The following is a 14,003-nucleotide window of genomic DNA, read 5'->3' on the forward strand; positions in this document are numbered from 1 at the left end:
CTCCCTCAGGGAGTAGGCACCGTGGCGAACACCGCGTCGATGAGCGACTCCGGCGCCACGTTGTTGGCCAGCGCGTCGTAGGTGCGCACGAGCCGGTGCCGCAGTACCGGGTGTCGCAGCTTCTTCACGTCGTCGGGCACCACGTAGGTCCGGCCCTCCTGGACGGCGACCGCCTGAGCGACCCGCATGAGCGCGATCCCGCCACGCGGCGAGGCGCCGACCCGCACGTGCTGGTTGAAGTTCGGCAGCGGCCGTGGCCCGCCGCCACGCGTGGTGTTGATGAGGGCGACGATGTACTGCCGGATCGACAGGTCGACGTACACCCGGCCCACCAGGTCCTGGAGGAACTTCACGTCCTCGAGCGTGATCGGCTCGTGCTCCACCGGCTTGCGGTAGCCGGGTGAGGACGTCAGCTCGAGGATGTCGACCTCCTCGTTCGGGGTCGGGTAGGTCACGACCTCCTTCATGAGGAACCGGTCCATCTGCGCCTCGGGGAGGACGTAGGTGCCCTCCTCCTCGATGGGGTTCTGGGTCGCGAGCGTCATGAACGGGTCCGGCAGCGGGTAGATCTCGCCGCCGATCGACGTCTGCCGCTCCTGCATCGCCTCGAGCATCGCCGACTGGGTCTTCGCCGAGGACCGGTTGATCTCGTCCAGGAGGACGAAGTTCGCGTGCACCGGACCGAGCTGGGTGGAGAACTCGTTGGTGGAGTAGTTGAAGATCTGGGTGCCCACGATGTCGTTGGGCATGAGGTCCGGCGTGCACTGGATCCGGTGGAACGATCCGGAGACCGCCTTCGCCAGCGTCGACGCCGCGGTGGTCTTCGCGAGGCCCGGCACGGACTCCAGCAGAACGTGGCCACCCGCCAGCAGCGTGGAGATCAGCGCGGTTCGCAGGCCCTCCTGGCCGATGACCTTCTCCCCGAAGATCGTCACGATGCGCTGGACGAGCTCGGTGGCCCGCCTGGTCTCGGTGTCGGAGATCGGCGCCAGCTGGTCGGTCTGCTGCTGGTGCTGCTGCTCCGGCAGGGCCTGCCAGCCGCTGGGCGGTTCGTTCTCGTACCGTGCTCGCTGGGCGCTCATCGTCCCCCCGGTTTCTCCTCGTCAGCCCTCCGACTGAGGTCGAGCGTATGGCACACCGCTGGGAGGGTGGCAACGCCGCCCGCGGACAGATCTCCCCATGCACGCCACCGAACTAGGCTGGCTCGGTGCCCGAGAAGACCACCACGGCGGCCCGTACCTGGCCCTGGGCGGCGGGCGCCTTCCCCGCGCTGCTGCTCGCCGTCGTCCTCGGGCTGGCCGCCACCGGAGGCGCGGCGCCGACGATGGTCGACCCCGGCCCGGTGGTCCGGTGGGGCGTCCCGCTCGCCTCCGGCGTCGCGGACGGTGCGGCCGCCGTGACCGTCGGCGCGTTCGCGCTGTGCGCACTGGCGCTGCCGCGGCACTTCGTCGCCGGTGACTCCCGGCGCCGCACGACGGCGGAAGGACGGGCCTGGCCCGCGGCCGCGCGGATCGGCGCCGTCGCCGCGACGGTGTGGGCGCTGTCCCAGCTGGTGCACCTGATCCTGTCCTACGGCGCGATCGCCGGGACGATCGGCGGGCCGGGGTTCGGCGCGCAGCTGCTGCAGTTCGTCACAGACATCGAGCTGGGCCGGGACCTCATGTGGACGACGGTGCTCAGCGCCGTCGTCGCACTGGTCGCGGCCGGTGCGGGCGGGTACGCCTCCGCGGCGCTCACCGGCGTGCTGGCGCTGGTGGCGCTGGTACCGCTGGCGCTCACGGGGCACGCGTCGGGCGCGGCGAGCCACACCCTGGCGGTCTCCGGGTGGTGGCTGCACGCGGCGGGCGTGTGCCTCTGGGTGGGTGGTCTCGTGGTGCTGGTGGCGGTGGGCCGTCTGCTCGGGTCCGATCTGCGGGAGGCCACCGCACGGTTCTCCGCCATCGCGCTGTGGGCGTACGTGGCGGTCGCCTTCTCCGGCGTGATCAACGCGTGGATCCGGCTGTCCACGCCGCTGGAGCTGCTGACGCACCCGTACGGCCGGCTGCTGGCGGTGAAGATCGCCCTGACCGTTGCGCTCGGTGCCGCCGGGTGGGCGCACCGACGTGTGACGTTGCCCGCGATCGGGCGCTCGTCAGACTTCGCGTTCTGGCGCCTCGCCGGCGTCGAGGTCCTGCTCATGGCCGCGACCACCGGGGCCGGCGCCGCGCTGGGCTCCTCCGCGCCGCCCGTACCGCAGGAGCCCATCACGGACGCCAGTCCCACCTACCTCCTCACCGGTTACGCGGTCCCTCCCTACCCGACCGCGATCACGTACCTCACCCAGACCCGTCTGGAGCCGGTCCTGTTCTTCGGGACCGTCGCCGCCGTCGTGGTGTACCTGCGATGGGTGGTGCGGCTCCGGCGGCGCGGCGACTCCTGGCCCGTGGTGCGCACGCTCGCGTGGCTCGCCGGCTGGCTGCTGTTCGCCTGGGTCACGAACGGCGGCCCGGTGGTCTACGGGTCGGTGCTCTTCAGCGCACACATGCTCATGCACATGCTGCTGGCGATGGTGGTGCCGATCCTCGTGGTGATCGGCGCGCCGGTGACCCTCGCGGTCCGTGCCCTGCCGCACCGCCGGGACGGCTCGCGTGGCCCGCGGGAGTGGCTCCTGGCGCTCGTCCACTCGCGCCCGGCGCGGTTCCTGGCCCACCCGGCGGTGGCGGCCGTCAACTTCGCCGGGTCGCTCGTCCTCTTCTACTACACGGCCATCTTCGAGGTGGCGCTCACCACGCACGTGGGTCACCTGCTGATGGTCATCCACTTCACGGTGACCGGGTACCTGTTCGCGAACGCGCTCATCGGGGTGGACCCCGGCCCCTCGCGCCCGTCCTACCCCCTGCGGCTGCTCCTGCTCCTGGCGACGATGGGCTTCCACGCGTTCTTCGGGGTCTCGCTCCTCTCCCAGTCGACCCTGCTGGCGGCCGACTACTTCGGCTGGCTGGGGCTTCCGTGGGGGGTGGACGCGCTCGCCGACCAGACCCGGGGCGGCGCCATCACCTGGGGCATCGGCGAGCTGCCGACGGTCGCGCTGGCCATCGGGGTCGCGGTGGCGTGGGCGAAGGACGACACCCGCGCGGCGAGGCGGGCGGACCGGCGGGCCGACCGGGACGACGACGCCGAGCTGCGCGCCTACAACGCGATGCTCGCCGAGCGTGCCCGCCGGGACGGTGAGAGCACCGCCTGATCCGCGGCTTCGGCCGCGATCGGCGGCCTCACTCCTCGAGGGTGAGGTCGGTGCCGGTCAGGGCGAGGCGGAGCCCGCCGTCGACGGGGTCGGCGGCTGTCACCCGCAGCCCCATCGGCAGGTCACTGACGTCGACCTCGAGCTCGCGGAGCTCTGGCGGCAGGAGGCCCACGACCGTGGCGAGCTCGACGTCGTTCCCGGCGAGGCTGGCCGCGACGGGGCGGAAGACGAACCGCTCCGCGGTGACCTCGGGAACGGCGACCAGGCCCGCCCGCAGACCGAGGATCTCGGTGGTGAGATGGATCCCGTCGGTCCGCGTGGCCACCTCGACGCCCGGTCGCCCGACGATGTTCTGGATCGAGGCGTCCCTCAGGGTGCCGCCGAGCTCGAGCCGGCCCACCACGGACGGGGTCTGCAGCGTGACGTCGCGGGCGTGCGCGCGCACCCCATGCAGCCCGAGGGATCCGTCCGGGGTGTCGATCGTCACGTCCTCGGCCTGCGCGCGGACGCTGCCCAGGCGCCCGGCCGCCACCTGGGTGAGGAACGGGAAGCCGTCGACCGTCACGGCGGGCGGTTCCTGAAGATCGAGGGAACGCGCGAGTTCCCCGGATATGCGCGCCTCGGTGCGGGCGTGGGTCGCCCGGTCCGCCACCAGCACCACCACCAGCAACAGGACGAGAAGGAGGACGAGGAGCACGCCACGGGTCGGTCGGCGTCGGGCGGTGATGCGGCTCACTGCCCCACCGTAGGCATCCACAGCCGCGTCGAGCGCTGTGTAGGGTCAACCCGGATCGAGCCGAAGTGGCTCAGGGAGGTGTGACGGATGACGAGCCGGGACGACGGCGCGCACGGGGGCGGCCTCGAGGCGCAGGCCGCGGATCCGGGCACTCCGCTGGCGACCCTTCACCAGCTGGCGCAGCACCATCCCGAGTTGCGGGCCACCATCGCGGAGAACCCCTCGACGTATCCGGCACTGCTGGAGTGGCTGGGCAAGCTCGGGATGCCCGAGGTCGACGCCGCCCTGGCGCGGCGGGCCGCGGCCGAGCAGGCCGTCGTGCCGCCACCGCCCCCGCCGGAGGCCGACGCACCGCAACAGTCCGCCGACGGCGTCGAGAACGGCGAGACGGTGGCGCGCCCGACGACGGCCCAGCCGGACGAGACCGTCGCGGTGCCGGTGGGGCCGGCGGTGGCCATGCCACCCGCGCAGACGGACGAGAGCACGATCCGCACCGCGGACCGGGCAGACGAGGACCGGCCGGTCGAGCGACGCTCCATCCTGGGCCGAGGCACCAACGCGGGCGCGGCCGGGGCGGCGGCCGCCGGGGCCGGGGCGTGGGCGGCTCAGGGGCCGGCCCACCAGCCGACCCAGCCGCAGCCCGTCCAGCCCACGCAGCCGCAGCCCGTCCAGCCCACGCAGCCGCAGCCCGTCCAGCCCACGCAGCAGCCGACACAGCAGCAGCCCACGCAGCCCGCCTGGCACCAGCCCCAGGCTGCGCACGGCGCGGCGGCGGGAGGCGCCGGTGGCGTGTTCGCCTCCTCCGGCGAGGACGACGCACGACGGCGATCCTGGGTGCCGCTCGCCATCCTGGCGGGCGTGGCCGCCGTCCTGGTGGTCATCGTGATCCTGCAGTTCACCGGCGCGTTCAGCGGTGGCGACGAGGAGCCGGAGCGCCCGCCGACAGCGGAGCAGACCACCACCGAGCAGCAGACCGAGGAGCCGACGGACGCGACGTCCGAGACGGCTGACGTCGAGGCGGCCAGGGACCAGCTCGCGGGCCTGCCCGACGAGACGTCCTGCGAGGACCCCGCCGGTGACGCGGGCGTCTTCGCAGCGTTCGCGTCCGCCTCCGCCCCGGACGGCGCCTGGGCCGACGAGGGCGACCCGGCACTCGTCGGCGAGACGCTGCAGGGTCTGCAGGACTCCTGCGACAGCGCCTACGCCGTCACCCTCGTCAGGGTGCTCACCGACGGTGAGACCACACCGGAGGCACTGAGCCAGGCGGTCGAGGACGCCGGGACCGACTGGGTGGACATGGCCGAGCCCGCGCCGGACGGTGCCAGCGAGGTCTCGGCGTTCCAGTCGCCGTCGGGCAACATCCAGTGCGAGCTCGGTGACGACGGTGTGCGCTGCACGATCATCGAGCACGACTTCGACGCCCCCGAGGGCTGCGACGACGGGACCACGCTGCAGGTCCAGATCGACGGAAACTTCGGCTCCGACTGTGGCAACCCGGTTGGTGAGCAGAGCGACGTGCTCGAGTACGGCGACTCGGCCGTCTCCGGCTGGTTCGCGTGCACCTCCGAGATGGACGGCATGACGTGCTGGAACACGCTGGACGGCACCGGCTTCTCCGTCGCCCGCGCCGGGTACGAGGAGAACTGACGGCGCCTCAGCCGCCGCGCCGCTCCGCCCAGGCGCGCAGGCCGGCGGCGATCGCGTCGGCGTAGCGCTGCCGCCCGTCGCGGCTCTGGACCAGCGCGGCCTCCTCCGGGTTGCGCATCTCGGCCAGCTCGAGCATCACCGCGGGCCGTCGCGCCCAGTTCAGGGTGGCCAGGTCCGGACGCTCGCTCAGCGCACCGGGGACCCAGGTCGACGGCGTGAAGTCCCCGTCGTCGAGGGCCCCGAGCAGGTCCTCCGCGAGCCGGCGGGAAGGACCTCCCTGCGCGTCGTGCAGCGGCGGGGCGGCGACGATCGCGAAGTAGCCGCGGACGGACGGGTCCTCCGAGCCGTTGGCGTGGATCGAGACCATCGCGTCGGCGTCGGCCCGCTGGACCGCACGGCCGCGTTCGTCGATGCACGGGCCGACCCCGTCGTCACCGCTCCGAGTGAGGGTGATGGTGGCACCGTCCTCCTCGAGGAGCTCGCGAGTCCGCTGCGCGACGTCCCAGGTGAAGGCGTGCTCCGGGTAGCCCGAGAGCGTGGACGTGCCCACGGTGTTGCACGCCTTCCAGCCGCCTCGCCCGTCCTCGACCTGCGCGTTGATCTCGGCGGGGGCCTGCCCGTTTCCGCCGTTGTGCCCCGGGTCGAGCACCACGTGCAGGCCTTCCAACGGCGGCGGCGCGGAGGGGCTCGGGGACGGTGAGGCGCTCGTCGGCTCCGGGCTCGGGGACGGCTCGGCGAGCGGGGCGGAGCCGATCCGCAGGCCGACGGCGGCAGCAAGGACGCCGAGGACGAGCCCGAGCAGCAGGAGGAGGCGGGCTGGAGGCGTCGGCACGGCTCCCATCCTGACACCCGTTCGCCGTCGCCTCCGGCAGCGTGGTGAGATGTCGCACGTGACCCAGACCTCCGAGCAGGTGCGCGGCACCGCGGCCGAGCACGCCGTTCCCCCGACCCCGTTCCATGACCTCGACGCCTACGTGGCGCTCCCCCGCCTCGCGGGCCTGGCGCTCTCGCCGGACGGCACACGCCTGGTGGCGGGCGTCAGCACCCTCAACGACGACGCCACGGCGTACGTGACGGCGCTGTGGGAGGTGGATCCCGGTGGTGGTGTGCCCGCGCGCCGCCTGACGCGTGGCGCGAAGGGCGAGTCGCAGGCGCGGTTCACCGCGGAGGGCGACCTGCTGTTCGTCGCGACGCGGCCGGACGGTGGCACCGGCAAGGACACCGACGAGAAGCCCGCACTGTGGGTGCTGCCCGCGGCGGGCGGTGAGGCGCGGGTGCTGGCCAGACATCCCGGCGGCGTCGAGGCGGTGGCGGTGGGTCGGACCGCCGGGTCGGTCCTGGTGCAGGCCTCGGCGATGCCGTCCGCGGCGGACCTTCGGACCGAGGAGCGGCTCCGCAAGGAGCGCAAGGAGAAGAAGGTCGCGGCGATCCTGCACACCGGGTACCCGGTGCGGTACTGGGACCACGACCTCGGCCCGGCGGCGCCGCGGCTGTACGCGTGCGACCTGGACGGCAGGCTCGCCGGGACGCCGAGCGCGGCCGCGACGGACGAGCCGCTGGAGCTGCGGGACCTGACCCCGGACGCCGGCACCCATCTCGTCCGGGCGGGGCACGACGTCGCCCCGGACGGGTCGTTCGTGGTCTCGGAGTGGCGCGTGCCCGAGGGCCGCGCGAGCGTGCGGTCGGACCTGGTGCGGATCGACGTCGCCACGGGCGAGCGCACCACGCTGCTGGCCGCGGACCACGAGTACGAGTTCGGCTCGCCGCTGGTGAGCCCGGACGGCACCGCGGTGGCGTACGTGCGGCGCGAGCGCTCGTCGCGCGAGCGACCGCCGCGCCCGTCGCTGTGGCTGCTGGACCTGGCGTCCGGGAGCAGCCGCCCGCTCACGGAGGGTTGGGACCGTTGGCCGGGCGAGGCAGCCTGGCTGCCGGACGGCAGCGGCCTGCTGGTGATCGCGGACGAGGACGGCCGGGCGCCGGTCTTCCGCGTGGAGGTCGCGGACGGCGGCGTGCGGCGCCTGACCGACGACGGCGCGCACTCGAGCCTGGTGGTGAGCCCGGACGGGACGGCGGCGTTCGCGTTGCGTGCCTCGTACGAGCATCCGGCCGAGGTGGTGCGCCTCGACCTGGCGAGCGGGACGGTCACCTCGCTGCGTGGGCCCGCGGAGCGGCCGCAGCTTCCCGGCACGCTGACCGAGGTCGAGACGACGGTGCAGGACGGCACCCGGGTGCGGTCCTGGCTCGCCCTGCCCGACGGCGCTTCCGCGGAAGCGCCCGCGCCGCTCCTGCTGTGGATCCACGGTGGGCCGGTCAGCTCGTGGAACTCGTGGAGCTGGCGGTGGTGCCCGTGGCTGATGGTGGCGCAGGGATATGCGGTGCTGCTGCCGGACCCGGCGCTCTCCACCGGGTACGGCCAGGAGATGATCGCCCGCGGCTGGGGCCGGTGGGGTGCGGAGCCGTACACCGACCTCATGGCCGCCACCGACGCGGTCGTGGCCCGCGAGGACATCGACGAGACGCGAACCGCCGCGATGGGTGGCTCGTTCGGCGGCTACATGGCGAACTGGGTGGCGGGCCACACCGACCGGTTCAAGGCGATCGTCACCCACGCCAGCCTGTGGGCGCTCGACGGCTTCGGCCCGACCACGGACGCGGCGTTCTACTGGTCGCGCGAGATGGGCCCCGAGAGGCAGGAGGCCAACTCACCGCACCGGTTCGTCGAGGAGATCCGCACGCCGATGCTGGTGATCCACGGCGACAAGGACTACCGCGTCCCGATCGGCGAGGGCCTGCGGCTCTGGTTCGAGCTGCTGGCGAAGTCAGGCCTGCCGCAGGCCGAGGACGGCTCGACGCCGCACCGGTTCCTGTACTTCCCGGACGAGAACCACTGGATCCTCACGCCGCAGCACGCCAAGGTCTGGTACCAGGTGGTGCTGGGGTACCTGGCCGAGCACGTGCTGGGTGAGGAGCCGCCCGAGCTACCGCTGCTGGGGTGAGCTCAGTTCTCGGTCGGCTCCGCGTCACAGGACACGCACAGCGGGCTGACCTCCGGGGCGGCCTCGGTCGAGGGGACCACCCCGAAAACAGCCAGTACCAACAGCGCACCCACCAGAGTTCGTTCGATCATCGTCCTGCCCGCCTTCGCTTCTATACTGCCTCGACGTCCGCAACGGTAACGCTACCCGCGACCTGGCACATGCACCCAGTCGTCCGCAGCGGTGCCGGCCCGGACCAGGTCGTGAGCTAACACCACCAGGTTGAGGAGCGATGTTCGAGACTCTGGGAGTCGGCCACCTCGACATCGCGGTCTACCGAGTCCTCATCGACGATCCCGATGCGACCACCGAGACAATCGCAACCCGAGTAGCTGCGAACGTGGAGGCAATCGCGAGATCGCTTGCCATGCTCGAAGAGCGTGGCTTCGTGCGCCGGTCGCACGCCGTAGCCGACAAGTACCGCGCCGAGCCACCCCAGCTTGCGTTCGAGAGACTTCTCGGCGATCACGAGCGCGAGCTCCACCGTGCGCAGGAGGAGCTGAGTGGCTGGCGCACCAAGGCCGCTGAGCTGATCGAAGACCTCAACAGAACCAACCCTCGCGCAACGACCTTCGGTGAGTTCGAACGTCTTGTCGGCCTCGACGAGATCGTCGGGCGCATGCGCGACCTTGCAAGGTCGGCCAACGTCTCGGTCGACTCCATCGTGCCCGTGATGCCGTCCAAGCATGGACTCGACCAGGCACGTGTAGATGACGGTGAACTGCTGGACAGGGGCGTCTCCGTTCGTGCGATCTACCGAACGAGCGCTCGCCAGGACCCGGATGCCGTGGAGTTCGCGCGTTGGTTCCGCCGACACGGAGGGCTGGTCCGCACGGCGCTCGATGTCCCGAACCGGGTCGTCATCTACGACCGCGAAGTTGCTCTGTTCCGTTCGGATCCGCGCGCACCACGCCAGGGCGCCATCGTGCTCAATACTCCGGGCGCAGTGATGGCACTGCACTCCTACTTCGATCTTCTCTGGGCAACCGGCGAAGAGCTTGGCGCGGAGGACTCCGATGATGACGCGCTCAAACCCGACGAGCGGGACCTCCTCCGTCTCATGGCGCGCGGCGACAAGGACGAGTCGATAGCCCGCACGCTCGGCATCTCCATCCGCACCGTGCGCCGGCTGACGAACTCGCTCAGCGCCCGGGCCGAGGCCTCCAGCCGGTTCGAGCTCGGCGTACAGGCGGTCAAGCGCGGTTGGTTGGACTGAGTCCGAGATGATGCTCGATCCCGCCGGCGGGCTGTCGACGGCCCAGAGGTAGCGCGGACCGGGTACCGACAGCGTCGGTAACGCACAGTCGAGGGCGGCGATACGACGAGTCGGGCTCGATGTCGGTGGAACTCCGACGTATGGACCGGACCGTTCAGTCAACGACGAAAGCGCTGGTGCTGCGTGTTGGGTGCCTCGTGGCTCTGAGTGGGAGACTCCTGAGGTGGTGGGATGCTGCCTTGACCGCAACGTTCCCCTCGAAGCCCAAGGGATAGGGACACACAAGATGAGCAACGTCAAGGCACTTCAGAGGGCCGCGATCATTGCAACCTTCCTGGCCGCCGCATTCATCTCGGCATCCCAGGTCGTTCCTCCTGGGTTCGCGGCGACGTGTTGGCTGGTTGCGCTCGCGGCCTGCGTCGTCGCGCTCTTCGCCGCGCTTCGTTCACGACGAGCGTCGCGATCGAGAGACAAGGCCAATTAGCGGCTGACGGCGGGCACCGAGGGCGCGAGGACACAGGCCGGCTGGAGTCGCGTGGCGGCAGCGTCTCTTAGGGAATCCGCTCGCAAAGATGCCAAGTCGGGATCCCCCCAATGTCAGCCCACCGACGTGCCTCACGCCCGGACGAGCAGCACCACCACGTTCACGACGGCGATCACCAGCGCCGCACGGAACGGCGCCCGACCGGCCCGAACCAGCCCGGCGACCGCGAGCGCCACCACGCCGGCGAGCACCACCCACGCCCACACCGGCACCGGCCCTCCCGGCCCGAGCACAGCGACGGCGGAACCCGCCGTCAGGACGGCGACGGCGAGCACCGCGCTCGCCCGGGCGCCCAATCGGTGCGGCAGCCCGCGGATGCCGGTGGCGGCGTCGTCCTCGAGGTCCGGCAGGACGTTGACCAGGTGGGCGCCCAGGCCGAGCAGGCTCCCCACGGCCACCGTCCAGCCCGGCGGCGCCGTCGGCGGGTCGAGGGCGAGCCAGGCGACCGCGGGCAGTGCCCCGAACGCCACCACATACGGCAGCCAGGACAGCACGGTGCGCTTGAGCACCAGGTTGTAGGCCCAGCCCGACCCGACCAGCAGCAGCACATGCACCACTCCGGCCGCAAGACCGAGCGCCGCGGAGGTCACCACGCACAGCACCGCGGCCACGATCAGGGCGGCACGCAGCACCGCCACCGTCAGCTCACCCGTCGCCACGGGCTTGTCCGATCGGCCCACGCGGCGGTCGCGGTCGGCGTCCAGCAGGTCGTTGGACCAGCCGATCGACAGCTGTCCGAGGAGCACGGCAACCGTCACCGTCACCACCCCGCCCGGCCCGTGCCCGGCCGCCACGGACACCAGCGCGGCGAGCGCGGTCACGGCCGCGGTCGGCGCGGGATGGCAGGCACGCGCGAGCGCACCGACGGTGGCGGGCACATCAAAGAGCGTAGGGAGCGCGGCGACCGTACGCTCGATGGATGACCCACCTCCTCGGCGTGGAGGCCACGCTCCCGGAGCACCGGTACGACCAGGGGGTCATCGCGGACGCCCTCGTCGACCTCATCGGTCTGGACGCCCGGAACGCGGCGGTCATGCACAAGATCCATGCGAACGCCGGCGTGGATGCGCGTCATCTCGCCCTACCCCTCGAGCGGTACGCCACGCTGACGGACTTCGGGGCCGCCAACAACGCGTTCATCGCCGCGGCAACCGAGCTCGGCACCAACGCCGTCACCGGCGCCCTGCAACGAGCCGGCCTGACGCCGCAGGAGGTCGACGTCGTGGTCTCCACGACCGTCACCGGCCTCGCGGTGCCGTCGCTCGAGTCACGCATCGCGGCGCGCCTCGGCATGCGGGAGGACCTGGTCCGTCTCCCCATGATGGGACTGGGCTGCATGGCGGGAGCCGCGGGCCTCGCCCGGTTGCACGACCTCCTGAGGGGCCGGCCGGACGGGGTCGCGGTGCTGGTCGCCGTCGAGCTGTGCTCGCTCACCGTCCAACGCGACGACCCCTCGACCGCCAACCTCGTGGCCTCCGGCCTCTTCGGCGACGGCGCCGCCGCCGTGGTCGCGGTCGGGGCGGAGCATCCGGCGGCCGCCGCAGCGAGCAGCGGGCCGACCGTCGTCGCGGGCGGGAGCCGGACCTACCCGGGCACCGAGGCCACCATGGGGTGGGACGTTCGCAGCTCGGGGCTGCGGATCGTCCTCGGCGTCGAGGTGCCGGAGCTGGTCCGTTCGCACGTGGGCCGCGACGTCGCCGACTTCCTCGCGCGGCACGACCTCACCCTGGAGGACGTCGGCTGGTGGGTGTGCCACCCGGGCGGCCCCAAGGTGATCGACGCGATGGTGGCCACCCTCGGCCTCGAGGCCGACGACCTGGCGCTGACCACCGAGTCGCTGCGCACCGCCGGGAACCTCTCCTCGGTCTCGGTCCTGCACATCCTGCGCACGACGCTCGACCGACGCCCGCCGCGGGCAGGGTCGCTCGGGGTGGTGCTGGCGATGGGGCCGGGCTTCGGCCTCGAGATGGTGCTGCTGCGGGCATGACCGGCGAGCTCCTCTTCACCGTCCTGGTGCTCGCCGTCGGCGGCGAGCGCCTCGCCGAGCTGCGGGTCTCCCGCCGGAATGCCGCCTGGAGCCTGGCACGCGGCGGCGTGGAGTCCGGCGCCGGCCACTACCCGGTCATGGTCGTCCTGCACACCGGCCTGCTGCTCGGCGCGCTGACCGAGGTGTGGCTGCGGCGCCCGGACGTCCCGGTGGAGCTCGCGGCGCCGATGCTGGCGCTGGCGCTCGGCGCGCAGGCGCTGCGCTGGTGGTGCATCGCCACCCTCGGGCCACGGTGGAACACCCGGGTCATCGTCGTGCCCGGGATGCCGCTGGTCGCCTCGGGCCCGTACCGGTGGATCCGCCACCCGAACTACGTTGCCGTGGTGATCGAGGGGTTCGCGCTGCCACTGGTCCACGCTGCCTGGATCACCGCCGCCGTGTTCACGGTCGCGAACGCGTTCCTCATGGTGGTTCGGATCCGCGCGGAGAACCGCGCGCTCGAGGCGGCAGCCGGTCCGCCCGGGGCTGCCCCGTGATCGACCTCCTCGTCGCCGGCGGCGGGCCCGGGGGCCTCGCGACGGCGCTGCACGCCGCCCGGGCCGGACTGTCGGTGGTGGTGCGCGAGCCCCGACCAGCCCCGATCGACAAGGCCTGCGGCGAGGGGCTCATGCCGTCCGCGGTCGACCGGCTCGAACGCCTCGGCGTCCGGCCGGACGGTCACGTGCTGCGCGGCATCCGCTACGTCGCCGCCGGCGACGCGGCGCGCTGTGCCGAGGCGACCTTCCGCGCCGACCCGGGCCGCGGGGTCCGCCGCACCGTGCTGCACGCCGCACTGCGCGAGGCCGTCGACGCGGCCGGCGTCCCGGTGGAACCGCGGTCCGTGACCGAGCTCGTGCCGCGCGAGCACGACGTCCTCGCCGACGGCACACCCGCCCGGTACATGGTGGTCGCCGACGGGCTGCACTCGCCACTGCGCCGCCGGCTCGGCCTGGACGCGCCGGTCCGCGGACCGCGCCGGTACGGCCTGCGCCGGCACGTGCGGGTGGCGCCGTGGAGCGACCTGGTCGAGGTGCACTGGGCACCGCGGGCGGAGGCGTACGTGACGCCGGTGGGTCCGGAGGAGGTCGGGATCGCGGTGCTGACGGCCGACCGGCTGCCGTACGAGGAGCAGCTCGCGGCGTTCCCGGCGCTGCTGGACCGGGTCGGCGACGCCCCGGTCGCCTCCGCGGTCCGCGGCGCCGGCCCGTTGCGGCGGACCAGCACCCGGCGCGTGGCCGGCCGGGTACTGCTCGTCGGTGACGCGAGCGGGTACCTCGACGCCCTGACCGGCGAGGGCATCTCGTTGGCGCTCGCCCAGGCCGAGGCGGCCGTCGCCGCGATCGTCGCGGGGCGGCCCTCCGACTACGGTGCGGCCTGGCGCGGGATCGTCCGCCGGCACCGCCTGCTGACCCGGGCCCTGCTCGCCGCGTCCGCCGTGCCGCCCGTGCGGCGGAGCCTCGTGCCCGTAGCCAGGGCGCTCCCCGGTGTCTTCGCCGCGACGGTGCACCAGATCGGCCGGTGATGCACGGCGCCTCCGCGACGGAAACCGCGGCGAGCACGGCGTGGGCAGCCTGCC

Annotated in this window: 13 protein-coding genes; 8 read left to right on the plus strand and 5 right to left on the minus strand. The window is 72.9% G+C overall.

The window, feature by feature from the left end:
• Positions 1 to 5: 5 nt before the first annotated feature.
• Positions 6 to 1,082 (minus strand): AAA family ATPase, encoded by a 1,077-nt coding sequence (locus tag ACFQQL_RS00460; protein ID WP_382390137.1) that lies wholly within the window; start codon positions 1,080 to 1,082, stop codon positions 6 to 8.
• Between the two features lie 125 nt (positions 1,083 to 1,207).
• Between ACFQQL_RS00460 and ACFQQL_RS00465 the strand changes: the two genes are divergently transcribed.
• The gene (locus ACFQQL_RS00465; RefSeq protein ID WP_382390139.1) at positions 1,208 to 3,223 is read left to right on the plus strand and encodes a bifunctional copper resistance protein CopD/cytochrome c oxidase assembly protein; all 2,016 of its coding nucleotides are present in this window, start codon (positions 1,208 to 1,210) and stop codon (positions 3,221 to 3,223) included.
• 28 nt (positions 3,224 to 3,251) lie between these two features.
• Here ACFQQL_RS00465 and ACFQQL_RS00470 read toward each other — a convergent pair whose 3' ends face one another.
• Positions 3,252 to 3,959: an LmeA family phospholipid-binding protein gene (locus ACFQQL_RS00470; RefSeq protein ID WP_382390141.1), complete on the minus strand. Its 708-nt coding sequence runs from the start codon at positions 3,957 to 3,959 to the stop codon at positions 3,252 to 3,254.
• An 87-nt stretch (positions 3,960 to 4,046) separates the two neighbouring features.
• Between ACFQQL_RS00470 and ACFQQL_RS00475 the strand changes: the two genes are divergently transcribed.
• Complete coding sequence (locus ACFQQL_RS00475; RefSeq protein ID WP_382390143.1) at positions 4,047 to 5,606, plus strand: variant leucine-rich repeat-containing protein; 1,560 nt, start codon at positions 4,047 to 4,049, stop codon at positions 5,604 to 5,606.
• A 7-nt stretch (positions 5,607 to 5,613) separates the two neighbouring features.
• Here ACFQQL_RS00475 and ACFQQL_RS00480 read toward each other — a convergent pair whose 3' ends face one another.
• Complete coding sequence (locus ACFQQL_RS00480; RefSeq protein WP_382390145.1) at positions 5,614 to 6,438, minus strand: N-acetylmuramoyl-L-alanine amidase; 825 nt, start codon at positions 6,436 to 6,438, stop codon at positions 5,614 to 5,616.
• A 49-nt stretch (positions 6,439 to 6,487) separates the two neighbouring features.
• On the opposite strand from ACFQQL_RS00480, the gene ACFQQL_RS00485 reads away from it, so the two are divergent.
• Positions 6,488 to 8,602 carry a S9 family peptidase gene (locus ACFQQL_RS00485; RefSeq protein WP_382390147.1) on the plus strand — a complete coding sequence of 705 codons (2,115 nt, stop codon included), beginning with the start codon at positions 6,488 to 6,490 and terminating at the stop codon, positions 8,600 to 8,602.
• A gap of 2 nt (positions 8,603 to 8,604) precedes the next feature.
• On the opposite strand, the gene ACFQQL_RS00490 is transcribed toward ACFQQL_RS00485, so the two are convergent.
• A complete protein-coding gene (locus ACFQQL_RS00490; RefSeq protein ID WP_382390149.1) occupies positions 8,605 to 8,733 on the minus strand; it encodes a hypothetical protein in 129 nt (42 codons plus the stop codon).
• Between the two features lie 140 nt (positions 8,734 to 8,873).
• Here ACFQQL_RS00490 and ACFQQL_RS00495 point away from each other — a divergent pair, with 140 nt between their 5' ends.
• Together ACFQQL_RS00495 and ACFQQL_RS00500 are read left to right on the plus strand one after the other, a co-directional pair.
• Entirely contained in the window at positions 8,874 to 9,857 is a 984-nt protein-coding gene (locus ACFQQL_RS00495) for a helix-turn-helix domain-containing protein (protein ID WP_382390151.1), read from the plus strand.
• Between the two features lie 286 nt (positions 9,858 to 10,143).
• Positions 10,144 to 10,341, plus strand: a complete 198-nt coding sequence (locus ACFQQL_RS00500) for a hypothetical protein (RefSeq protein ID WP_382390153.1) — start codon at positions 10,144 to 10,146, stop codon at positions 10,339 to 10,341.
• A 131-nt stretch (positions 10,342 to 10,472) separates the two neighbouring features.
• On the opposite strand, the gene ACFQQL_RS00505 is transcribed toward ACFQQL_RS00500, so the two are convergent.
• Entirely contained in the window at positions 10,473 to 11,279 is an 807-nt protein-coding gene (locus tag ACFQQL_RS00505) for a UbiA family prenyltransferase (protein WP_382390155.1), read from the minus strand.
• Positions 11,280 to 11,320: 41 nt separating this feature from the next.
• Between ACFQQL_RS00505 and ACFQQL_RS00510 the strand changes: the two genes are divergently transcribed.
• Genes ACFQQL_RS00510 through ACFQQL_RS00520 form a run of 3 tightly spaced genes read left to right on the plus strand, consistent with a single transcriptional unit; the run spans position 11,321 to position 13,949 of the window.
• Positions 11,321 to 12,388: a type III polyketide synthase gene (locus ACFQQL_RS00510; protein WP_382390157.1), complete on the plus strand. Its 1,068-nt coding sequence runs from the start codon at positions 11,321 to 11,323 to the stop codon at positions 12,386 to 12,388.
• Entirely contained in the window at positions 12,385 to 12,924 is a 540-nt protein-coding gene (locus tag ACFQQL_RS00515) for an isoprenylcysteine carboxyl methyltransferase family protein (protein ID WP_382390159.1), read from the plus strand. The genes ACFQQL_RS00510 and ACFQQL_RS00515 overlap by 4 nt, the downstream gene beginning before the upstream one ends.
• Positions 12,921 to 13,949, plus strand: coding sequence for an NAD(P)/FAD-dependent oxidoreductase (locus ACFQQL_RS00520; protein ID WP_382390161.1), 1,029 nt, complete (start codon positions 12,921 to 12,923; stop codon positions 13,947 to 13,949). The genes ACFQQL_RS00515 and ACFQQL_RS00520 overlap by 4 nt, the downstream gene beginning before the upstream one ends.
• Positions 13,950 to 14,003: the final 54 nt, after the last annotated feature.

Source organism: Georgenia alba, from assembly GCF_042665525.1.
Lineage (GTDB): Bacteria > Actinomycetota > Actinomycetes > Actinomycetales > Actinomycetaceae > Allobogoriella > Allobogoriella alba.